24 protein-coding genes are annotated in these 22297 nt (G+C 31.5%); 15 read left to right on the top strand and 9 right to left on the bottom strand.

The annotated features are described in order from the left end of the window. The first annotated feature begins 52 nt into the window (after positions 1 to 52). The 13 genes from ACTPNM_RS01145 (at position 53) to atpG (ending at position 11362) form a co-directional block, all read left to right on the top strand. Positions 53 to 553 (top strand): DUF1761 domain-containing protein, encoded by a 501-nt coding sequence (locus ACTPNM_RS01145; protein WP_273694097.1) that lies wholly within the window; start codon positions 53 to 55, stop codon positions 551 to 553. Positions 554 to 670: 117 nt separating this feature from the next. Continuing rightward, the gene (locus ACTPNM_RS01140; protein ID WP_440120255.1) at positions 671 to 2143 is read left to right on the top strand and encodes a DUF5687 family protein; all 1473 of its coding nucleotides are present in this window, start codon (positions 671 to 673) and stop codon (positions 2141 to 2143) included. 21 nt (positions 2144 to 2164) lie between these two features. Beyond that, on the top strand, positions 2165 to 2860 hold the full coding sequence (locus ACTPNM_RS01135) for an ABC transporter ATP-binding protein (RefSeq protein ID WP_274638759.1): 696 nt from the start codon (positions 2165 to 2167) through the stop codon (positions 2858 to 2860). Positions 2861 to 2954: 94 nt separating this feature from the next. Further along, positions 2955 to 5186 carry a tetratricopeptide repeat protein gene (locus ACTPNM_RS01130; protein WP_440120254.1) on the top strand — a complete coding sequence of 744 codons (2232 nt, stop codon included), beginning with the start codon at positions 2955 to 2957 and terminating at the stop codon, positions 5184 to 5186. Positions 5187 to 5207: 21 nt separating this feature from the next. Continuing rightward, entirely contained in the window at positions 5208 to 5615 is a 408-nt protein-coding gene (locus ACTPNM_RS01125; RefSeq protein WP_099215020.1) for a bactofilin family protein, read from the top strand. Then, positions 5584 to 5814, top strand: a complete 231-nt coding sequence (locus ACTPNM_RS01120) for an AtpZ/AtpI family protein (RefSeq protein ID WP_099215021.1) — start codon at positions 5584 to 5586, stop codon at positions 5812 to 5814. Before ACTPNM_RS01125 ends, ACTPNM_RS01120 begins: the two co-directional genes overlap by 32 nt. Continuing rightward, positions 5807 to 6187, top strand: coding sequence for a DUF6168 family protein (locus ACTPNM_RS01115; protein ID WP_440120253.1), 381 nt, complete (start codon positions 5807 to 5809; stop codon positions 6185 to 6187). The genes ACTPNM_RS01120 and ACTPNM_RS01115 overlap by 8 nt, the downstream gene beginning before the upstream one ends. 124 nt (positions 6188 to 6311) lie before the next feature. Then, complete coding sequence (gene atpB, locus ACTPNM_RS01110; protein ID WP_440120252.1) at positions 6312 to 7430, top strand: F0F1 ATP synthase subunit A; 1119 nt, start codon at positions 6312 to 6314, stop codon at positions 7428 to 7430. 42 nt (positions 7431 to 7472) lie between these two features. Next, the gene (locus ACTPNM_RS01105; protein WP_125066429.1) at positions 7473 to 7661 is read left to right on the top strand and encodes a hypothetical protein; all 189 of its coding nucleotides are present in this window, start codon (positions 7473 to 7475) and stop codon (positions 7659 to 7661) included. A 108-nt stretch (positions 7662 to 7769) separates the two neighbouring features. Then, positions 7770 to 8270 carry a F0F1 ATP synthase subunit B gene (locus tag ACTPNM_RS01100; protein ID WP_099215025.1) on the top strand — a complete coding sequence of 167 codons (501 nt, stop codon included), beginning with the start codon at positions 7770 to 7772 and terminating at the stop codon, positions 8268 to 8270. A gap of 7 nt (positions 8271 to 8277) precedes the next feature. After that, positions 8278 to 8835 carry an ATP synthase F1 subunit delta gene (atpH, locus tag ACTPNM_RS01095; RefSeq protein ID WP_274638755.1) on the top strand — a complete coding sequence of 186 codons (558 nt, stop codon included), beginning with the start codon at positions 8278 to 8280 and terminating at the stop codon, positions 8833 to 8835. 21 nt (positions 8836 to 8856) lie between these two features. Further along, positions 8857 to 10437: a F0F1 ATP synthase subunit alpha gene (atpA, locus tag ACTPNM_RS01090; RefSeq protein WP_274638754.1), complete on the top strand. Its 1581-nt coding sequence runs from the start codon at positions 8857 to 8859 to the stop codon at positions 10435 to 10437. A 64-nt stretch (positions 10438 to 10501) separates the two neighbouring features. Beyond that, the gene (atpG, locus tag ACTPNM_RS01085) at positions 10502 to 11362 is read left to right on the top strand and encodes an ATP synthase F1 subunit gamma (protein ID WP_440120251.1); all 861 of its coding nucleotides are present in this window, start codon (positions 10502 to 10504) and stop codon (positions 11360 to 11362) included. 86 nt (positions 11363 to 11448) lie between these two features. On the opposite strand, the gene ACTPNM_RS01080 is transcribed toward atpG, so the two are convergent. Then, positions 11449 to 12510: a hypothetical protein gene (locus ACTPNM_RS01080; protein WP_440120250.1), complete on the bottom strand. Its 1062-nt coding sequence runs from the start codon at positions 12508 to 12510 to the stop codon at positions 11449 to 11451. 139 nt (positions 12511 to 12649) lie between these two features. Continuing rightward, entirely contained in the window at positions 12650 to 13528 is an 879-nt protein-coding gene (locus tag ACTPNM_RS01075; protein WP_440120249.1) for a hypothetical protein, read from the bottom strand. Positions 13529 to 13722: 194 nt separating this feature from the next. Between ACTPNM_RS01075 and ACTPNM_RS01070 the strand changes: the two genes are divergently transcribed. Then, positions 13723 to 16413, top strand: a complete 2691-nt coding sequence (locus ACTPNM_RS01070; protein WP_440120248.1) for an Ig-like domain-containing protein — start codon at positions 13723 to 13725, stop codon at positions 16411 to 16413. Between the two features lie 49 nt (positions 16414 to 16462). On the opposite strand, the gene dxs is transcribed toward ACTPNM_RS01070, so the two are convergent. Continuing rightward, positions 16463 to 18232: a 1-deoxy-D-xylulose-5-phosphate synthase gene (gene dxs / locus ACTPNM_RS01065; protein WP_440120247.1), complete on the bottom strand. Its 1770-nt coding sequence runs from the start codon at positions 18230 to 18232 to the stop codon at positions 16463 to 16465. A 38-nt stretch (positions 18233 to 18270) separates the two neighbouring features. Here dxs and rsmI point away from each other — a divergent pair, with 38 nt between their 5' ends. Then, complete coding sequence (rsmI, locus tag ACTPNM_RS01060; RefSeq protein WP_440120246.1) at positions 18271 to 18942, top strand: 16S rRNA (cytidine(1402)-2'-O)-methyltransferase; 672 nt, start codon at positions 18271 to 18273, stop codon at positions 18940 to 18942. Positions 18943 to 18945: 3 nt separating this feature from the next. On the opposite strand, the gene ACTPNM_RS01055 is transcribed toward rsmI, so the two are convergent. Genes ACTPNM_RS01055 through ACTPNM_RS01030 form a run of 6 tightly spaced genes read right to left on the bottom strand, consistent with a single transcriptional unit; the run spans position 18946 to position 22287 of the window. After that, entirely contained in the window at positions 18946 to 19371 is a 426-nt protein-coding gene (locus ACTPNM_RS01055; RefSeq protein WP_440120245.1) for a hypothetical protein, read from the bottom strand. Then, positions 19353 to 19622, bottom strand: coding sequence for a hypothetical protein (locus tag ACTPNM_RS01050; protein ID WP_440120244.1), 270 nt, complete (start codon positions 19620 to 19622; stop codon positions 19353 to 19355). The genes ACTPNM_RS01055 and ACTPNM_RS01050 overlap by 19 nt, the downstream gene beginning before the upstream one ends. Next, a complete protein-coding gene (locus ACTPNM_RS01045) occupies positions 19619 to 20275 on the bottom strand; it encodes a hypothetical protein (protein WP_440120243.1) in 657 nt (218 codons plus the stop codon). Before ACTPNM_RS01045 ends, ACTPNM_RS01050 begins: the two co-directional genes overlap by 4 nt. A 5-nt stretch (positions 20276 to 20280) precedes the next feature. Then, entirely contained in the window at positions 20281 to 20943 is a 663-nt protein-coding gene (locus tag ACTPNM_RS01040; protein ID WP_440120242.1) for a hypothetical protein, read from the bottom strand. A gap of 4 nt (positions 20944 to 20947) precedes the next feature. Beyond that, complete coding sequence (locus ACTPNM_RS01035) at positions 20948 to 21643, bottom strand: hypothetical protein (RefSeq protein WP_440120241.1); 696 nt, start codon at positions 21641 to 21643, stop codon at positions 20948 to 20950. Further along, a complete protein-coding gene (locus ACTPNM_RS01030) occupies positions 21634 to 22287 on the bottom strand; it encodes a hypothetical protein (protein WP_440120240.1) in 654 nt (217 codons plus the stop codon). The genes ACTPNM_RS01035 and ACTPNM_RS01030 overlap by 10 nt, the downstream gene beginning before the upstream one ends. Positions 22288 to 22297 lie beyond the last annotated feature (10 nt).

The following is a 22297-nucleotide window of genomic DNA, read 5'->3' as shown; positions in this document are numbered from 1 at the left end:
GTTTGGTGCTTTTTTTGTTATATTTGATTGACAACCAAAACTTTATAATCTTATGAAATTTAATTTTTTAATTACAGCAATTGCTGCCTTAGTACCTATGGTAATGGGTTTTATTTGGTACGGACCTATGTTGTTTAAAAACGCTTGGATGAAAGAGGTAGGTTTTACCGATGAATCTATGAAAGGCTCAAATATGGGGCTCATTTTTGGTTTAGCTTATGTGTTTAGTTTTTTGTTAGCTTTTATCTTACAAACATTAGTAATCCATCAATGGGGAGTGCAATCAACCTTAATGGGAGAACCGGGTTTTGTAGAACAAACAGGGGGAGCATATGCCTACTTTCAGGAGTTTATAGCCAACTTTGGAGACCGATTTAGAACATTTAAACATGGGGCGTTACATGGAACTATGATAGGTTTACTAATTGGTTTACCTATTTTAGCTACACAAGCATTATTTGAAAGAAAAAGTGTTAAGTATGTAGCTATTAATGCTGGTTATTGGATTATTACATTAGCCTTAATGGGAGGAGTAATTTGTCAATGGGCATAACTGATTTATTTAAAAAAGATAAATTTAAAAGCATCAATTTTTAAAATTGATGCTTTTTTATGTAACAAAAAACTGTTAGAAAAGACAAATAAGATAGTCAACCAAATACAAAACCAAATGATTGCACATTTTTTAAAGTTAGAGTGGAAGCAGTTTTTTCGCTCCTCTTATTTCGGAAAAAGTATTGCACTAAAAATTATCATGGGCTTTTTTGCATTGTATATGCTAGTTTCATTTTTAATGATAGGAATAGGAGGGTATTTTTTCATAAAAAAAGAATATCCAAATACAGATCCACTATTTCTTGTTAATGGTCTTCTTGTTTTTTTACTACTGGGAGATTTAATTTTTCGCTATTTAATGCAAAAATTACCAGTACTAAACATTAAGCCGTTTCTAAACTTACCAGTAAAAAAAGAAAAGTTAGTTCATTTTGTGTTGGGAAAATCAGCATTGTCATTTTTCAATATAATGCCACTGTTTTTTTACGTGCCTTTTTCAATAGTACTAATAGGTGAAGGTTATGATATTATGGGAGTTTTAGGATGGTTGTTTTTAATGTTAATGCTGGTGTTAAGTGCTAACTATGTAAATTTTCTAATCAACAAAAATAATTATGCACTAGGAGCAATGATTGCTGTACTAGCGATATTGTTTTTTGCAAATAAATACCAGCTATTTAATGTAAACGATGTATTTGCACCTGTTTTTCAATCAGTATATAATTTTCCTGCATTATCTTTAATAGGAGTGGTTCTATTGATAGGTTTATATTATGTAAACTTTAAATTATTAAGAGAAAAAGCATATTTAGATGATGCTATAAAAAGTAAAGAAGAAGTAGCTAAAGAGTCAAATTTATCTTTTGTTGATAGACTAGGAGATGTAGCACCATTTATAAAAAATGATATCCGTCAAATCTGGAGGAATAAACGAACTAAAACAGTGTTTTTTATGTCGTTTTTATTTCTTTTTTATGGAGCTATTTTCTTTGGAGAAGAAACTTATCGAGAAAAAATGCCAGCTTTCTTAGTATTTGCAGCAATTTTTGTAACAGGAGGTTTTACATTAAACTATGGTCAGTTCATCCCAGCATGGGATAGTGAGTATTATAAAATGCTTATGAGTCAAAACATTCGTTATAGAAAGTTTTTAGAAAGTAAGTGGTATTTAATGGTTGTAGTATCAGGAGTGTTATATCTTTTAAGTATTCCTTATATTTATTTCTACGGATTAGATATTTTTTTAATGATAACCGCTGGGGCAATATTTAATATAGGGTTTAATTCACTCTTTTTGTTATTTGCAGGTTCTTTTAACCGAAAACGTATAGACCTAAATAAAAGTGGGTTTTCAAACTATCAAGGAACTAGCGCAACACAATTTTTAATAATAATTCCAATAATGGGAATTCCTATGTTCCTATTTTGGATTTTTAACAAGTTTGTTGGCTTTAATGCTGGAGTTTTAGCAATTGCTATTGCAGGAGTACTAGCATTAGCGTTCAAAAATTACTTTATGAATTTTATAGAAAAAAGATACATTAAAAGTAAGTACGCAGTAATACATGCATTCAGCCAAAAATCATAACCAACTAAAAAACTAAACAAAATGATATTTATAAATAACATTTCAAAAACATACGGAACTACACAAGTCTTAAATCTAGAAGAATTAAAAATTCCTAGCGGACAATCTTTTGGGTTAGTAGGAAATAATGGAGCAGGAAAAACGACGCTATTTAATCTGCTGTTAGATTTAATTAGACCAACTACAGGAGAAATTATAAATAATGAAGTTACTGTAAATAAAAGTGAAAATTGGAAGACGTTTACAGGGTCGTTTATAGATGAAACTTTTTTAATAGGGTACTTAACACCTGAAGAATATTTTGATTTTGTTGGAGACTTACGTGGAATGAATAAAGCTGATGTAAAAGCTTTCTTAGCTCAATTTGATGAATTTTTTAATGATGAAATTTTAGGAAAGAAAAAATATTTACGAAGTTTAAGTAAAGGAAATCAGAAAAAGGTAGGTATTGTTGCTGCAATGATGGGGAATCCGCAAGTGATAATTTTAGACGAACCTTTCGCTAATTTAGACCCTACAACACAAATTCGATTAAAAAAAATAATTAAAAGGCTAACAGAAAATAATGATGTAACCGTATTAGTTTCTAGTCACGATTTAAGTCATGTAACTGAGGTTTGCGAACGTATTGTAGTTTTAGATAAAGGAAATGTTGTAAAGGACATAAATACATCGCAAGAAACCCTACAAGAATTAGAAAGCTATTTTTCTGCATAAAACAAGGTGAAAATCATCTTATAATTATTATTTTTACCTCTTTACGTACAAAAAACACAATTATTACGTTGTTGTACTGTAAAAGTAATAGTATATGAAAAAAGGGGTAAAGATAATAGTATTCAGTGTTTTAGCAGCTATCGTGTATTCGTGTAGTGTTAAAAAGGATGCTTTTTTAAATAGAAATTACCATGCTGTTACCACCAAATACAATGTGCTTTTTAACGGGGAGCAAGCGTATTTAAAAGGACTTGAAGAAATTCAAGAAAAGCACGAAGACAATTTCTGGAAACGCTTGCAAATAGAGCCTATAACTTTTAATGAAAGTAAATTAACTACAAAAGTACTTACCCCAGGTACAGGTTTTAAAGCAGATGAAGAAGAAGAAAATAAGAATCTAACGCCCTTTGAAAAAGCAGAAGAAAAGGCTATAAAAGCAGTTCAAACTCATTCAATGAACATTAATGGTTATGAAAGAAATAGCCAAATAGATGATGCTTATTTATTATTAGGAAAGTCAAGATACTACACACAACGTTTCATTCCTGCATTAGAAGCTTTTAATTATGTAATAGTTAACTATCCAAAGGCTGATTTAAACTACGAAACAAAAATTTGGAGAGCAAAAACCAATATTCGTTTAGGGAATGAAAAAAGAGCCATAGAAACATTAATGCTATTGTTAGATGTTTTAGATGAGAAAGAAAAAATAAACAAATCGGTAAAAGAGCAAGCTTACACAGCTATGGCTATGGCTTATGAACAAACAGATACCATCCAAAAAATGGTAGATTATCTAAAGTTAGCTACTAGAACACATTATAACAGAGAACAATCAGCTCGAAATATGTTTGTTTTAGGGCAAGTTTACAGCGAATTAGATAGAAAAGATTCAGCAAGAATGGTGTTTCGAAAATTATCAGAATTTAAAAGAGCACCAGACAAATTCCGTATTCGAGCAAATATAGAACTTGCTAAAAATACACCAAATGATTCAACATCAATATTAATGTTGGCGAGGTTAAGAAAACTGATTAAAAATTCTGATAACCGTAAGTTTTTAAACGAATTATACTATCAGGCAGGAGTAATTCAAGAAGGAAGAAATAACCCTGAAGCTGCTGCAGAATATTATAAAAAGTCTTTACAAGCAAAGCATAATAACAATTATCAAAAAACATATGCCTATGAACGCTTGGCAAACATGGCTTTTGAAAAAGAGAATTATTTGTTAGCAGGCTCGTATTACGATAGTGTAATGCAAGTGGTTTCTAAAGAGTTTGATCAAGAAAAAAGAATCCGTAGAATTCGAAGAAAAAATAAAGGACTTACAACTCTAAGAAAGTACGAGGAAACTGTTAAAAATAACGACAGTATTCTTGGTTTGGTGGCAATGACACCAGATGAAAGAACTTCTTTTTTTGAAGCATATATTGAAAAAATAAAAAAAGAGGACGAAGAAAAAAGACAACAAATACTCAATGCTCAAAACTTTGGAAGTGGTTTTGGTGGAGGAGCATCTATAAATAATACCGCGAATAAAGGGAAGTGGTATTTTTATAACACACAAGCTTTAGGATTTGGAAGAGCGGAGTTTCAAAAAATATGGGGAACACGTCCTTTGGAAGATAACTGGCGATTATCAGATAAATCTATCAGTGTTGCAGATAATGTGTCAAATGACACTGATGGAAACAAGGTAAATAAGAGATATGAACTTTCAACATATCTTGATGCTATACCTACAGATAAAAATGTAATTAGTGAGCTAGTAAAAGAACGTAACGACGCATTATATCAACTAGGTTTAATTTATAAGGAGCAGTTTACAAATGAAACACTAGCTATTAAGAATCTAGAGCGTTTAAAAGAAGTAAGTACAGATGATAAATTAGAATTGCCAATAAGTTATCATTTGTATCAGATATATAAAAACCAAGGAGAGGTAGCTAAGGCAAATGAATACAAGAATGCTATCTTGCAAAAGTATCCAGAAACAAGTTTTGCTCAAATAATTTTAAATCCTGAGAAAAAACTTGTGGAAGAGAAAAAAGAAGATGAGGTTTTAAATAAATATAAAGAAATATATTATTTATATAAAGAAAATAAGTTTGAAGAGGTTGTTAATGAGGTAGATAATTTTTCAACGACCCTAAAAAATTCAAATTTAATCCCTAAATTTGCGCTCCTAAAAGCCTTGGCTATAGGTAAATATCAAGATAAAGATACCTATAAAAAAGCATTAGAGTTTGTTGCAGTTAGTTATGCAACTACGCAAGAAGGTAAGAAAGCAAAAGAAATCATAGAACAATTAAATAAAACATAAACACCCATAAATTCCCCGAATATGTTTGGTAAAGAGAGTAAAAAAACAGGAGAAAATAAAGTTGCAGAGAGAAACATTATAGGAAAAAACACTAAAATTACTGGAGAAATCATTTCTGAAGGAGATTTTAGAATCGACGGAACCTTAGAAGGAACTATAGAAACTAATGGTAGAGTAATTATTGGTAGTACTGGTTTAATTAAAGGAAAAGTAGAGTGTACTAATGCTGATGTAGAAGGAGAGTTTTCAGGAGAGTTATTTGTATCAAATACATTAACAGTAAAATCTTCAGCAAACATTACAGGAGATGTAGTTATAGGAAAGCTATCTGTAGAACCAGGAGCAGAATTCAACGCTACTTGTGCCATGAAAGGAGCGGTAAAAGAATTAAATAAGAATGAGCAAGGACTCAAAGAAAAATCCGCTTAATAAATACATACGATTCACAGGAATCGCACTTCAAATGGGACTAACTATTTACCTAGGAAGTTTACTAGGTGAATGGTTAGACCAAAAATACCCAAACGACAATCAACTTTACGTAAAAATTTGTACACTTGTTGCGGTTTTCGGAGCCATGCTTTCGGTAATTATACAAGTAACCAATCTAACAAAAAACGATGATTAAACGAATTATAATTTTTACTGTAGTTGTAGTTGTATTAGCTACTTTAGGATTCTTTATTAATAATTATTTCATAGAGAAAAACGCTGTAAGTTTATCTTTTTCGTTACTATCAGTGTATACATTTAATTTAGTAGCTTCGTTAGTAATTTATATTGCAGTTGAAATAGTAATAAGCTATTTACCTAATGAAACAGGTTATTTATACCTTGGTTTAATGTTGGTGAAGTTTGGAGTGTTTATTTTATTATATCAAGATTCCATTTTTTCTGAAACAGGTTTAACTAAACCTGAAAAAGTTTCAATACTACTTCCTATTCTTACTTTTTTGTTAGTAGAAGCTATTGGTGTTTCAAAGTTGTTGAATAATAGATAGTTTGCTGTTTTTTGATGTCTTTGGAAGGCTTAGAAAAACTAAATAAAAAAACCGTTTGTAGTTTTAATTTATTGTGTACCTTTGCACGGAAATTTAGAGACCATAATTCTATATTTAGTAAGGTATGATGATAGCAAAAAAACCTATCTATTTTTTAACGGTACTAGCAATAGTATTTAGTTCATTTACAGCATTCGCTGGAGGAGGTGATACTTCAAACGGAGGTCAAATTAATACACGAGAGCAAATTGATGGATATATTAAACATCACTTAGCTGATTCACATGATTTCACATTGTTTTCGTATACAAATGATGCAGGAGAGCGTAAGCATGTTGGTTTTCCTTTGCCAGTAATCGTTTGGACAAGTCAAGGATTAAAAACATTTATGTCTTCAGAATTTCACCACAATGATGACGGTCACGTTGTTTTAGAAAAAGGTGGAGTAAAACTTACTAAAATTCACAGTAAAATATACGAGTTAAACGAAGGAGAAACAGTTGTTTCTTTTGATGAAGCTCATCATGCTACTAATGCACACAGAGTATTAGATTTTTCTATAACTAAGAGTGTGTTTGGTATGTTGTTCGCAGGTTTGTTAATGTTGTTAGGTTTTGGGTCTTTAGCTAAAAGCTATAAGAAAGGAGCAATCCCAACGGGAGTTGGACGTGTGTTAGAGCCTTTAGTACTTTACGTAAGAGATGAAATAGCACGACCAAACATAGGTGAGAAAAAGTATATGAAGTTTATGCCTTACTTATTAACGGTATTTTTCTTTATTTGGATATTAAACTTGTTAGGATTAACTCCGTTAGGATTTAACGTTACAGGGCAAATTGCAGTAACAGTGTGTTTAGCATTGTTTACGTTAGTAATTTATTTAACAAATGGTAGTAAAGATTTCTGGGCTCACACATTATGGATGCCAGGTGTTCCAGTAATTCTAAGACCAATATTAGCAGTAATCGAATTGATTGGTTTTATTTTAATTAAACCTTTCTCATTATTAGTGCGTTTATTTGCAAACATTACTGCGGGTCACTTTGTGGTAATGAGCTTAATAGCATTAATGATTACATTAAAAAATCAGTTCGGATCTGTAGGTTCAACAAGTATTTCATTATTGTTAGCATTATTTATTACAGTAATTGAAATTTTAGTAGCGTTCTTACAAGCATTTATTTTTACAATGTTATCGTCATTATTTATTGGTATGGCGGTTGAAGAGCACGAACATCATTAATTTAGAATAAGAATTTGTTTAATTATATATAAATCAATTAGTATGTACAATTTAATTGGAGCAGGATTAATCGTTATCGGAGGAGGATTAGGATTAGGTAAAATTGGTGGTAGCGCAATGGAAGCTATCGCTCGTCAACCAGAAGCAGCTGGTAAAATCCAAACAGCGATGATCATTATCGGAGCATTATTAGAAGGATTAGCATTTGGTGCTTTAATCTTAGGAAAATAATTCCGAAACAAAACAGAAGTAAAACATTTTCCTGTAACGATTGGTTGCAGGAAATGTTTTCAAATTAAACAAAAAACAAAACAGTAAAAAGATTAAATTTCAGATACAATGGATCAGTTAATAAATGATTTTTCTCCAGGGCTATTTGCTATGCAAGCATTAATATTAGTAATCTTACTAGTTTTATTGTTCAAATTTGCATGGAAACCAATTATGGCTGCTTTAACAGAACGTGAAGAAGGTATTCAAAATGCATTAGATCAAGCAGAAAATGCTCGTAAAGAAATGCAAAATTTACAAGCTGATAACGAGCGTTTATTAAAAGAAGCAAGAGCTGAGAGAGATGCGATGATGAAAGAAGCTCGTGAGATTAAAGATAAAATCATTGCTGATGCAAAGCAAGAAGCTGAAGAGCAAACATCTACTATGGTAGAGAATGCTAAAGCTACTATTAAGCAAGAGCAACAAGCAGCAATCGCTGAGTTAAAGAAGAAAGTAGGAGACTTGTCTATCGAAATAGCTCAAAAGGTTGTAAGAAAAGAATTAGCTTCACAAGACGATCAATTAAAGCTTGTAGAAGGAATGTTAGAAGAGGTTACTTTAAACTAATCAGTAGATGAAAGAAGCAAGAGCAGCATTACGTTACGCAAAAGCAATTTTAAAATTAGCTAAAGATTCAGGTAATGAAACTTTAGTAAACGATAACATGAAGTTAATCGTAGATACAATTGCTGAGAGCGCTGATTTAGATGTTATGCTTAAAAGTCCTGTAATCAAAGCTGCAGATAAGAGTAAAGTTTTAAATGCACTTTTTGGTGATAAAGTAGATAACATTGTAAAAGGGTTATTTAACTTATTAGAGGAAAATAAGCGTATGGTGATGTTAGAGCCTATTGCTAAGCAATATGCTGTTATATATGATCACTACAAGAACATGAAAGTTGCTAGAGTTACTACAGCAGTAGCTTTAACAAAAGAGTTAGAAGATAAAATACAAGCTAAAATTGTAGCCCTTACAGGAAACAATGCTAGTATTGAGAATATAGTAAATCCTGATATATTAGGAGGATTTATCTTACGAGTTGGAGATGTGCAATACGATGCAAGTATCTCTAGCCAATTTAATGAGTTAAGGAGAGAGTTTGACAACGGTCATTACATTCCAAAAATTTAATTATACATCAAAAGAAATAAGATGGCAGCAATTAAACCAGCTGAAGTATCAGCAATTTTAAAGGAACAATTAACAAATTTTGAGTCTAAGGCTTCATTAAACGAAGTAGGGACAGTATTACAAGTAGGTGATGGTATTGCACGTGTTTATGGATTATCTAACGTACAATACGGAGAATTAGTAGAATTCGATAACGGATTAGAAGGTATCGTATTAAACTTAGAAGAAGATAATGCAGGTGTTGTATTATTAGGAGCTTCTACTTCAGTAAGAGAAGGATCTACTGTGAAACGTACAGAAAGAATTGCTTCTTTAAAAGCTGGAGAAGGAATCGTAGGACGTGTTGTTAACACTTTAGGACAACCAATAGATGGTAAAGGGCCAATTCAAGGTGAAACTTTTGAAATGCCTTTAGAGCGTAAAGCACCAGGGGTTATCTTCCGTGAGCCTGTAACTGAGCCAATGCAAACAGGTATCAAATCTATTGATGCAATGATTCCAGTAGGACGTGGTCAACGTGAGTTAATCATTGGAGACCGTCAAACAGGTAAATCAACTGTTGCTATTGATACTATCTTAAATCAGAAAGAATTTTATGATGCAGGACAACCAGTGTACTGTATCTACGTAGCTATCGGTCAAAAAGCTTCAACAGTAGCAGCTATTGCTAACATGTTAGAAGAAAAAGGAGCGTTAGCTTATACAACTATCGTTGCTGCAAATGCATCTGATCCTGCACCAATGCAAGTATATGCACCATTCGCAGGAGCTGCAATTGGAGAATATTTCCGTGATACTGGTAGACCAGCTTTAATTGTTTATGATGATTTATCTAAGCAAGCAGTAGCGTATCGTGAGGTGTCTTTATTATTAAGAAGACCACCAGGACGTGAGGCTTACCCAGGGGATGTATTTTACTTACACTCAAGATTATTAGAGCGTGCTGCTAAGGTAATTGCTGATGATTCTATCGCTAAAGAAATGAATGATTTACCAGAATCATTAAAGTCTAAAGTAAAAGGTGGAGGATCTTTAACAGCTTTACCAATTATTGAAACTCAAGCAGGAGACGTTTCAGCATATATTCCAACAAACGTAATTTCGATTACTGATGGACAGATTTTCTTAGAGTCTGATTTATTCAACTCAGGGGTTCGTCCAGCGATTAACGTAGGTATCTCTGTATCACGTGTAGGAGGATCTGCTCAGATTAAATCAATGAAAAAAGTATCTGGTACTTTAAAGTTAGATCAAGCTCAGTACCGTGAATTAGAAGCATTCGCTAAGTTTGGTTCTGATTTAGATGCTGCTACTTTAAATGTAATTGAAAAAGGTAAGCGTAACGTAGAGATCTTAAAGCAAGCTCAAAACGATCCTTATACTGTAGAAGATCAGGTAGCTATTATCTATGCAGGTTCTAAGAACTTGTTAAAAGATGTACCTGTAAACAAGGTGAAAGAATTCGAAAAAGATTATTTAGAGTACTTAAATGCTAAGCATAGAGATACTTTAGATACTTTAAAAGCAGGAAAGTTAACTGATGAAGTAATTGATACTTTAAGAGACGCTGCTAAAGAAGTTTCAGCTAAATTTTCAGCTTAATAAAAACAAAAAAGGCATCCCCGCATAACAATGCGGGGGTTTTATAAATTTTAAGTTCAATTAAATGGCAAACTTAAAAGAAATACGTAACAGAATTACTTCGATTAAATCAACAATGCAGATTACCTCTGCCATGAAAATGGTATCGGCTGCAAAGTTGAAAAAAGCTCAAGATGCAATTACAGCAATGCGTCCGTATTCATCTAAGCTTACCGAATTATTACAAAGCTTAAGTGCTACATTAGATAGCGATGCAGGTGGAGTATATTCAACAGAAAGAGAAGTAAACAAAGTATTGTTAGTTACTGTAACTTCAAATAGAGGTTTATGTGGAGGTTTTAACTCATCTATTATTAAAGAAACGGTTAAAACTATCAACGAGAAATACAATGATGCTGCTGTTGATTTATTGACTATTGGTAAAAAAGGAAACGATATTTTATCAAAAGACTATACAGTTATCGAGAATAGAAGTAATATTTTTGATGACTTAACTTTTGATAATGTTGCTGAAATAGCTGAACAGTTAATGAATTTATTCGTAGATGGTTCTTATGACAAGATAGAAATCATATACAACAGATTTAAAAACGCAGCGACTCAAATACCACAGGTAGAGCAATTCTTACCAATTCAATCTGTAGAAGGAGAATCAAAAGCTAATTTAGATTACATTTTTGAGCCTTCTAAAGAAGAAATCATTTTAGAGTTAATTCCTAAGTCATTAAAGACGCAATTATACAAAGCAATTCGTGATTCATTTGCTGCCGAACACGGTGCTCGTATGACTGCAATGCATAAAGCAACTGATAATGCTACGGAATTACGTGATGAGTTATTATTAACTTATAACAAAGCACGTCAAGCTGCAATTACAAACGAAATCTTAGAAATCGTTGGTGGAGCAGAAGCTTTAAATAACTAAGAAAAGAGAATTTCTCAGAAATATTCTGAGAGTTACCATAAAAAAAGCGAACCAATTTGGTTCGCTTTTTTATTTATATAATTTTATTATTCAAAATCAGATGATAAGTAATAGTTTTCTAATGTTACTGGATATAAATCATTTTCAAAAAACTGATTCATAATTCTTGTGGTAACAGGGCTAATTCCTGTACTTACTCCATCTACTTCATGAGGGTATGTCATATTTGAAGAATGGTTATAACCAATAGTATGTCCTATTTCATGTGCTGTTATAAAACCAGTTTCTTTACGAATATAATCTCTTAGTACATGTTCAGCTAAACCAAAGGTTGCGCCACCACCTAAACCAGAAACATTAACAACCTTACCACAGTTATAGCGAGTTTTGTTTAAAATAATATTATAAGCTCCTTTCTTTTCGTTTTCTGTTAAAGCAGTTGTGCCATCATTTCCGATAATATTTTCATTAATAAATTCATTTTTAAAATTATCAGAAGCAAAAACAACTCCAAGGTTAATCATTAACCCAGTAAACCTACGGATATCTTTTGCAGTAATATCTTCGGCCCAATTGTTATCTGGATTGTTGTCTGTATCAAAGTCATGGTATTTTATCGTCCACTTTAGTTTATGTAAACCTTTAAGCTTTTGGATAATTTCGTTATCACCAGTAAAATCAAAAACAATATTACTAGGGTCAATACCTGTATCTTTAAAAATTGAAAGATCAACTTCTTGATTGCTTGTATTTAAAAACAAGGAAGAGTTGTTTATAAAAGGGTAGTTAATTTCTTGCTTACCATGGGCTCTTATTTTATCAATTTTAAATAATTTAATAGGTTTATGAAAACCTTCAGCCTCAATCGTAGCTGTAATAGTTATATCTTCTAAATCTATCGGAGCAAAATTAGCAATCTCAATAGTTTTATTATCAATTGGCTTAACTCTTATTACTTTACTTATTTCATACACACGAGATTCTGAAGTCATTACTTCTTGAGGTTCTCCGTCTTGAAACATTAAGCTAGAATTGGTTTCAGAATCAAAAGAATAAGTTTTAAGCTCAACGTTAGGGATACTTTCTTTATCACTACATGAAAAGAATAAAAAGGAAGAACAAACTAATGTTTTAAATAATAGTTTCATTTTTGAAATATTAGGGGGTTATTTTTTGGCGAATATAAAGCTTACAAACTATAAGTTTCAGAAAGCACTAAAAAACAACTTCAAATTTATTTCTACCTATAATCATTCACATGTGGTAAGGTATAATTAGGTAAATAAATTAGACAGAAACTAAACTGTTGTTAGTTCTAGACTTTTCAGAATTGTTTTTGACTAAGTATAGATAAACCAGTAGTGGTATTAATCCGTGAGGAAGTCTATATATTGTTAAGTATAAATACTGATGCATAATACTTAAAGAAAAATCATAATGAAAGCCACTAAGAATTCTTGCTAAAGCAGTAACAATACCCCAAAAGCATGCATATAGCAAGGCTGCTTTTGAAAGTTTAGGAATAAATATAGCAATAGCAATAATGAAATCTAAAACACCAGCTACAAATAATAGGTTTTTAGCCATTTCTTCTTGTACAGGAAGTATGTTCAACGTCATGGTAACGAAATTACCTGGTAACGGATAAAAAACACCAATAGCGTACATTCCATGACAAGTGAAAGCTAATGCAATAAAAACTTTTAGGTAAAAAAGTAAGATAGGTGTGTTTTTGTGTTTTAAAAAATATAATAAAGCGACAGGAACTCCAAACTGAATGGTGTGCTCAAAAAACATTATAAAGTGATAAAACTTATTTTTTGTAATCATTAAAGCTAAAAAAATTAAACTTACTGCGCCTAATTTTAAAATATTACTCATCCATTTTTTTGAGTTTTCATTTATTAAAATTGAAATAACAGCACAAACTAGATATAAAACACCAATGCTTCTGGTTAAAACTTGAATAGCAAAATCGGTGTTAAGATTTGTAACGTATGATTGCCAACTAGTGTTAAAAAGAAAATTAATAACAGGCTCCAATAAATGTTGATCCCAAAAAAAGCTTCGGTAGGGTGCATCCCAAAATAAATGCTGGTAAGCTCTGCCAAAAAAAATAAAAAAAGAACAGAATTTTAAAAAAGTAAGAAGGGTTTTAGTGTTCATAAATTAAGGTTTAAACAAAAGTAAAAATAGGGGGTATGTAGTTTGTTAAAATAAGATTAGTAAACTATAAAACAATAGTTAGGTTAAAGTTAATCAGGTTATTATATAATTAATTTTAATAAAAATAACCTATTAATTTGAAAGGGAAAAAATATATTTGTGTAACTAACTATTAAACTTTAAAGTCCCTCACAATGAAAAAAATTATTTTAACACTGTTATTATTAGCTGTTCTTAGTACTTATGCCTCTAATGATAAGTACAGATTAATCATCACAGACAATCCGGCAACAACTATAATGATTGGTTGGAATCAAATTTCAGGATCTAACCCAATTGTATACTATGGAACGACAGATAATGGAACTAACTGGTCAAATTATCCAAATTCCAAATCTGTAGATCGCTCAGTTTCTTATAAAGGAATGAGTAATACTTTTGCCAAATTAACCGGATTAAGTCCTAATACTAACTATTATTTTGTAATTAAAGATAGCCAAGGGGTAAGTAGCCGTTTTTGGTTTAAAACAGCTCCAAATACCAACGATAAAATGTCTTTTATTGCTGGAGGAGATTCAAGAAATAATAGAACACCAAGAAGAGATGCTAACTTGTTAGTTTCTAAATTAAAGCCAACCGCAGTGTTCTTTGGTGGAGATATGACTAACGGAGACTCTAGTTCTGAATGGCAAGACTGGTTTAATGATTGGCAATATACCACAGCAAATGACGGAAGAATGTTTCCTATAGTGCCGACAAGAGGAAATCACGAAGGTTCCAATAATAGTATTTATAACCTGTTTAATGTTCCATCAACAAGTGTTTATTACGATATAACTTTTGGAAACAACTTGTATACAATTTATACACTGAATTCAGAAATTTCCGCTGGTGGTACTCAGTATTCATGGTTAAGTCAAAAATTGAATGCAAATAATTCTATTTGGAAGTCTGCTCAATATCACAAACCGATGCGTCCACACGTATCATCAAAATCAGAAGGAAATGATGAATACTCTAGTTGGTCTCAATTATTTTATGATAAAGGAGTGAATTTAGTATTCGAATCAGATTCTCATACAGTAAAAACGACATGGCCGGTAAAACCTTGTTCCGGCGGAAGTAATTGCGATGAAGGTTTTGTTAGAGATGATGCTAACGGAACCGTTTATGTAGGGGAAGGTTGTTGGGGAGCACCTTTACGATCATCGAATGATTCAAAAAACTGGACAAGAGACGCGAGTACCTTTAACCAGTTTAAATGGATTTTTGTTGAAGAGTCTAAAATAGAAGTTAGAACAATTAAGGTAGATAATGCGAGTAGCGTTGGTTCTGTTTCAAACCAAAACCCATTCATAATACCGTCTAATTTAGATATATGGAGCCCATCTAATGGAAGTGTGGTAACAATTATAAGTAGTAACGTTAGCTATCCAGAAGTTGCAATTACAAGTCCATCATCAGGTTCATCACATACCGTAAATACTCCAGTAACAATTTCCGCTACTGCTACAGATAGTGATGGAACAATTTCAAGTGTTAAGTTTTATGTAAATAACACTTTAGTAAGCACAGATACAAATACTCCATATTCTTATAACTGGACGCCTACAATTGATAACCAATCATATACTCTGAAAGCAATAGCTACAGATAATGATGGATATGAAACTACCTCTGAAGAAGTTTTAGTTTTTGTAGGAAACGTTTCTAAGACAGTAACATCAACAATAAATAGCACAAATGATGATGCAGAGCAATATGAGTCTTCAGGACAAATGTATATGGACAGTTCTGATTTAGAATTAGTGTATGATGGAAGTTCGAAAGGAAATCAACATGTAGGAATGTTATTTAGAAACTTAAATATACCTGCAAATGCTACGGTAACGAATGCATACATACAATTTACAACAGATGAAACAAATTCGGGAAGTACATCATTAGCAATAAAAATTCAAGATTCATCAAATGCACCAGACATTACTTCACAAAGCTATAATATAACCTCAAGAAGTTATTACAGTCAATCGGTTGCTTGGAATCCTAGTTCTTGGAGTTCTGTTGGAGCATCTGGTACAGCACAAAAAACACCAGATTTAAAATCACTAGTACAATATGTAGTGAATAAATCCAATTGGAATTCTGGTAATTCAATGATGTTTTATATTTCTGGAACAGGAGAACGAACAGCAGAATCGTATGATGGAACTAGTGCGAGTGCACCAAAATTAGTAGTTACTTATAGTACTGGAAACCCCGATAATGGAGGAGAAACTCCAGAATGTGAGGATGTAAACGTAACAATTACCTTCGATAAATATTCTTATGAAACTTCTTGGGCTTTGAAGGATGGCAATGGACAAACGGTGATGAGTGGAGGTGATTATACTCAAGGAAATGGAGAATCTATTACCGTTTCAGAATGTTTACCTGTTGGGTGTTATGATTTTACAATTAATGATACATATGGTGATGGCATTTGCTGTAGTTATGGAAGTGGTTCGTATGAAATAACTAATAATAATGGAGATGTATTAGCTTCAGGAGGAAGCTTTGGCTCTTCTGAAACCAAACAAGTTTGTTTAAATACTTCTACTTCTGCAAAGGAGCAATTAAGAAGTAAAAAAATAGAAGAAAGAAAAACCTCAGAAATGAGTATTTATCCCAATCCAGCTGTTGATAGGATTTATATTAAAGGAGGAAAAAATACAGTTTTGTGGATCGCAAAAATAATAGACGTATCAGGAAGAAAAGTAATAGAAGCACCTGTAATTAATAATTCGATAGATGTTTCTACAGTTTCAAGCAACTCAATTTACATTGTTGAAATATATGATGAACTAGGACAAAAGAAACTTTCTGAAAAGACAATGAAGAAATAAACTTTGAAATAAAGAGTTGAAAAGCGAACCAATTTGGTTCGCTTTTCTTTTATAGTAGACTTTTAATTACTTTTTGAATGAAGATTGTATCAATTCCACATACTTCTTGCAACTGTTGAATCGTACCATGATGGATAAACTCATCAGGAACTCCTAAAAGTTTAATTTTTCCTTGATAGTTTACTTCGGAAGCATATTCTAACACAGCACTTCCAAATCCACCTTTGATAGTGCCATCTTCAACAGTAATAATAGTCTCGAATTTATTGAAAATAGTGTCTAAAAGTTGCTTGTCTAAAGGTTTTACAAAACATAGGTCGTAATGTGCAATGGATTTGTTGTTTTCAAACTGATTTATTGCTTCTGAGACATTATCAGCTATTGTTCCAATAGATAACACTGCAATTTGAGTTCCTTCTTTTAAACAGGTTCCTTTTCCAACTTCTATGGTTTCGAATGGAAGTTGCCATTGCTCTAATTTGCCTTTCCCTCTGGGATACCTAATAGCTATCGGATGTTCAAGACCCTGTTGTGCGGTAAACATCATGTTACGTAGCTCAATTTCATTGCGAGGAGCAAATACAATTAGGTTAGGAATGCAACGTAAATAAGCCAAATCAAAAACACCGTGATGTGTGGCTCCATCTTCACCTACTAACCCAGCTCTATCTAAGCAAAAAATTACAGGTAAGTTTTGTAAGGCTACATCGTGAATTACTTGGTCGTATGCACGTTGTAAAAAGGTAGAATAAATATTACAAAACGGAACTAGTCCTTGTGTAGCCATACCAGCCGCTAAAGTTACTGCATGTTGTTCGGCAATACCTACATCAAATGTTCTATCAGGAAACTCTTGCATCATAAACTTTAAGGAACTTCCAGTTAACATAGCAGGTGTAATTCCTACAATTTTTTCGTTTTGCTGCGCTAGTTCAACTATAGTTTTCCCAAAAACATCTTGAAATTTAGTGTATTTGCTTGCTTCTTTAGGTAGGACATCTCCAGAAACTTTGTCAAACTTCCCAGGAGCATGATACCTTACTTGGTCTTGTTCAGCTTGTCGTAACCCTTTCCCTTTTGTAGTTATTACGTGTAAAAACTTAGGACCTTGAACACCTTTTAAGCGTTCTAGTTCACGTAACAACTCTTCAAAATTATGTCCGTCAATAGGTCCAGAATAATCAAAGTTTAAGGCTTCAAAAATATTGTGTTGTTCGATTTCTAATCGAGGAGCTTTAATTTTTGTTAAATAATCTTTTAAAGCACCTACCGATGGATCAATACCAATCGCATTGTCATTTAGAATAACTAACAAATTTGCATTCGTGTCTCCTGCATGATTCAAAGCTTCAAAAGCCATTCCGCTAGCGATAGAAGCATCGCCAATAACAGCAATATGATGTTTTTCAATATCTTGTAATTTCGAGGCAATTGCCATCCCTAAAGCTGCTGAAATAGCGGTAGAAGAATGTCCTACACCAAAAGTGTCATACTCACTTTCTGAGCGTTTTGGAAATCCTGAAACACCATCAAACTGTCTATTAGTATGAAAAACGTTTTTTCTTCCGGTTAAAATTTTATGCCCATAGGCTTGATGCCCAACATCCCAAACTAATAAATCGTTTGGAGTATCAAATAAATAATGTAGTGCAATAGTGAGTTCAACGACACCTAAACTCGCACCTAAATGACCTTCTTTTGTAGAAACTACATCAATAATAAATTCACGCAATTCTTTCGCTAATTGCGGAAGCTTTTCAGGTGTTAACTTCCTTACATCTGAAGGGAAATCAATATTTTTTAACAGCTTTTTTGGCATAGGACAAATGTAAGAAAACTTTGTTGTAGCTTTGTTGTATGAGTAAACTGTATTTGGTACCTACACCGATTGGAAATTTAGAAGATATTACGCTAAGAGCACTAAATATTTTAAAAGAAGTAGACTATATTTTAGCTGAAGATACACGTACAAGTGGAAAACTGTTAAAGCATTATGATATTGCCACACCAATGCAATCGCACCATATGCATAATGAGCATAAAACAGTAGAAACAATTGTAAAACGTTTGCAAAGTGGTGAAACATTTGCGTTAATTTCTGACGCAGGAACTCCCGCAATTTCAGATCCTGGTTTTTTATTAACTAGGGCGTGTATACAGAATGGGGTAGATGTAGAATGTTTACCAGGCGCTACTGCATTTATACCAGCGTTGGTAAACTCTGGATTACCAAATGATAAATTTGTTTTTGAAGGCTTTTTACCTGTAAAAAAGGGACGTCAAACACGATTAAAATTTTTAGCGGAAGAAACTCGCACCATGATTTTTTATGAGAGTCCACATAAATTATTAAAAACCTTAGCAAATTTTGCAGAGTATTTTGGAGAGGATAGACAAATATCTGTTTCTAGAGAACTAACAAAATTATTTGAAGAAACCAAACGAGGAAGTGTAAAAGAAGTGTTAGCATACTATACTGAAAAACCACCGAAAGGTGAAATTGTTATTGTTGTTGAAGGTAAAAAGTAGTTTTTACTTATTTGCTAGTTTATATTCTAGATAATGTTCTTCGAGAAGTTCTTTTGACTTTTTAGGGATTAACTCTAAAGTGATGTAAGACACTAATATTAAAAGAACCGAAAAGACAGAAATATGAAGTGTGAACTCTTTTCTATGCATCAGTTCTGCTAATCGAAAAATATTATACACATTACAAAAAAAGACAATAAAGTTAGAAGATGCCATTTTAAAAATAATATCTTCTAATAACCAGTTTTTACCAGTTTCTATTACTCGCTGCTTTTGTTGCTTGATTAAAAATTGACATCTAATTATTATAAAAAGGAAAAAGAAAACGTCTAAACTATAGAAGAAATACTTTCCATAATATGGTATTTGGAATAAAAAATAAAAGATAAAAACAGAACTTACAGTTAAAATTATTTTAGGTAGCTCCATATAATTTTTCGGTACTTTTTTCCCAGTTGTTTTTGTTTTTTTTCTACCACGGTCATAAATCCAAACATACCAAATTTTTTAAACGAGTTTTCTCTAGCTTGCTCAAAAGTGAGTGTTGGGTTTTCTTCCCAAATTTGCTCAATATCGTTAGCAAGATGATCTACTAACTCGGTTTGTACATCATAATGCTCAACAAAATGTTGACGGGTAAACCTGTATAATTGTTCTATATGTTGGTCGGTTAGTTTCATATAGCTAATTCTTTTTTTATTTTCTCAATTTTTGTAAAGGCAGTTCTAAAAACTTTGTATCCAGTATAATTTAGTACCCAAAAAAGCGATAACAAGAAAATACTAATCAATTTTTGAGAATTTTCTGGCAATTCCTTACTTAATTGTAAAGGAAGACTGATTATTAAATAAGGAAATGAAAAGTAGAACATACCATAATCTAAATTTACAGATCTCCCATATTTTTTAGATAGTTGTTTTAAGGAGATAAAAAGAAATAGAATTGAAGGAATTAAGAAAACAGCTAGGCTTATTTTTTTAAAGCTATCAAAACTTAGTTGTTTTGAAATGGAGTAATATAGAAGAGTGATTATACTATATATAAAAAGAGTTCTAGGAGATTTAAAAAAACGTATAATTTCTTTTACATAGCTTTTTCTGTATTTTCCGTTTACATTTTTCCAGCCTTCTTGATTTTCCTTCCTTAAATTTTCGTGCCAACTTAATTTTTTAAGAGATTTTTCCAATTCTACTTTAAAGTCGTTTGTTGTTGCGTTTTCTTCAATATCAGAAATAACATGGTCTACCATTTCGATACGCAAATCCCAATATTTTATTCCTCTTGTTTTTAGATGAGTATCTATTTTTTTTATTTGCTCTTTGGTTAATTCCATAGTAATTAAGCTAAGTTTTTAAGGCGTTTTTGAATATTTGTTTTTTCATTTAGAAAACACTTAAAAACTAAAAAATTAATAATTAGAGCTGTAACACATTTATATAGAAGAAAAGGTGAATAATTACCTTCACTAAAAATGGGAGTAATTCCGGGAAAGTGAAAAGAGATAATGTAGTTAAACATTAAAATAGATGTATAAGCATGAATAATCTTAACGTCTCCAAATTTCTTTTTAAACTGATTAAATTTTATTGTAAAGTAAAAGAAAGTAAGAAAAAATGAAATAAAAACAACTTCACTTGTATATTTTAGACTGAACTTCTCTAGGAGGTTAATAGCAAATAAAAAGAGTAAAATAGCTATAAAGTTGATAGGTTTTATAGACTCTTTGAAAACAGTAACTAGTGTTTTTTTTATATTAAACCAAAGAGCTCTTCTTTTTTGCTTTTTATAGCTTTCGAAGTATTCCTTTTTTCTGCTAAGCATATATTTTATGAAAGGAGTTTGAAAGCCATTATACTCAAAAAAAGTAGTAGTATCGTCAATGTTATTTTCAATTTCAGTAGCAATATGATCTACCATTTCAAAACGAATATCTATATATTCAATTCCTATTCCTTCTAAAAAAAGGTCTATTTTTTTAATTTGTTCTTTGGTTAATTCCATTAGCTTATACCAATACGTGAGGATATTGTTTTTTTACAGTTTGTTTGTTTTTATAAAATACATATTCACCTGACCAATAAAAAAGTAGCAATAAAACAAATACTCCTAAATGAATTAAATTATAATTAGTATTAGTAAAGCTCTGGTTATTTCTAAAAGTAACACTGCTGTTAAAAAAGATAAAAAGAGTATTAATAAGTTGTAAAAACATATCTGACTTATTGAGTACTAAAAAATGTTCCTTTCGATTAAAGCGTTCTCTTTGATTACCAAATTCAATAGAAATACGGATTAATAATTGTACAATTATTAAAAGACCAATCCCACTGAGCAAATCGAAGAAGTATTCTTTGTTTTCAAAAAGATTCATTAGTTCTTTAAATATAAAAAAAAGAGCTACCGTAATTAATACTTTAGGTAGTTTAAAGAATGATTGAAGGTGTAAAAAAGTCAGCTTATAAAAGCGTTTGCGAACAGTATCAGCTTTTGTTTTTAATAGTTTTTTAAAGCCTTGGTCACTAAATTTTTTATGTTCTTCTATAATAGCTTTATGAATATCTAATTTAGGTTCTATTTCTAGACGTTCTTCTAAAATTGAGGCAAAATGATCTACTAATTCAGCTTTTACATCATAAAATTTAATACCACATGCAGCAATATAGTTGTCAATTTCTTGTATTTGTTCTTTTGTTAATTCCATTTGTAAGCATATTTTTTTACAGATAAGAAGTGGTTTTTATATAGCTTTATACCTAGTTGTACAGTAAAAGCACTAAATAGTAGCATTACCATTTGAACAAGGTCAAGATTACCCTTTTCAGTAAGAAAATCACCGAAAAGCATCAGGGGTAAAAGTATATAAGGTAATACTTGCGATTCAAAAAGAAAACGATAGGATGTTTTTTGTTTTGATTGCCATATTACGATGTAGCCTAAACTAATAATAAAAGATACAGTATAGATAAAAAGTTTTGCAAAAAAGTTTATTGTTTGCGCATGTGAAGTAGTTACTTCTAGTTTTGAACTAAGTAATAAAAACATTAAAGCAATAGTCCCCCATATTTTAATAACATGTGGTCTACCATATTTTTTCATTTTATCAATCACAATTTTCGGCTTTACATAGGCATAGCCTAAATAAACACTAGAAGAGCTTTGTAAAAGAGTATTCCATTTTTTAATGGTGTTACTAAAAGTATTTTCAAACGAAAAATTTTTATCTATATCGTTTTCTAATTCTGAAAGGATATGGTCGAGAACTTCAACTCTAACATCTATATAGTTTATTTTTTTTACATCAAGATACTTTTCTACTCTTTGTATTTGTTCTTTTGTTAATTCCATAGCGATATAT

It is taken from the genome of Tenacibaculum sp. Ill, assembly GCF_051938915.1.
Lineage (GTDB): Bacteria > Bacteroidota > Bacteroidia > Flavobacteriales > Flavobacteriaceae > Polaribacter > Polaribacter larymnensis.
Note: the sequence above shows the minus strand (reverse complement) of the source record. Positions and strands in the feature narration are given on the sequence as shown.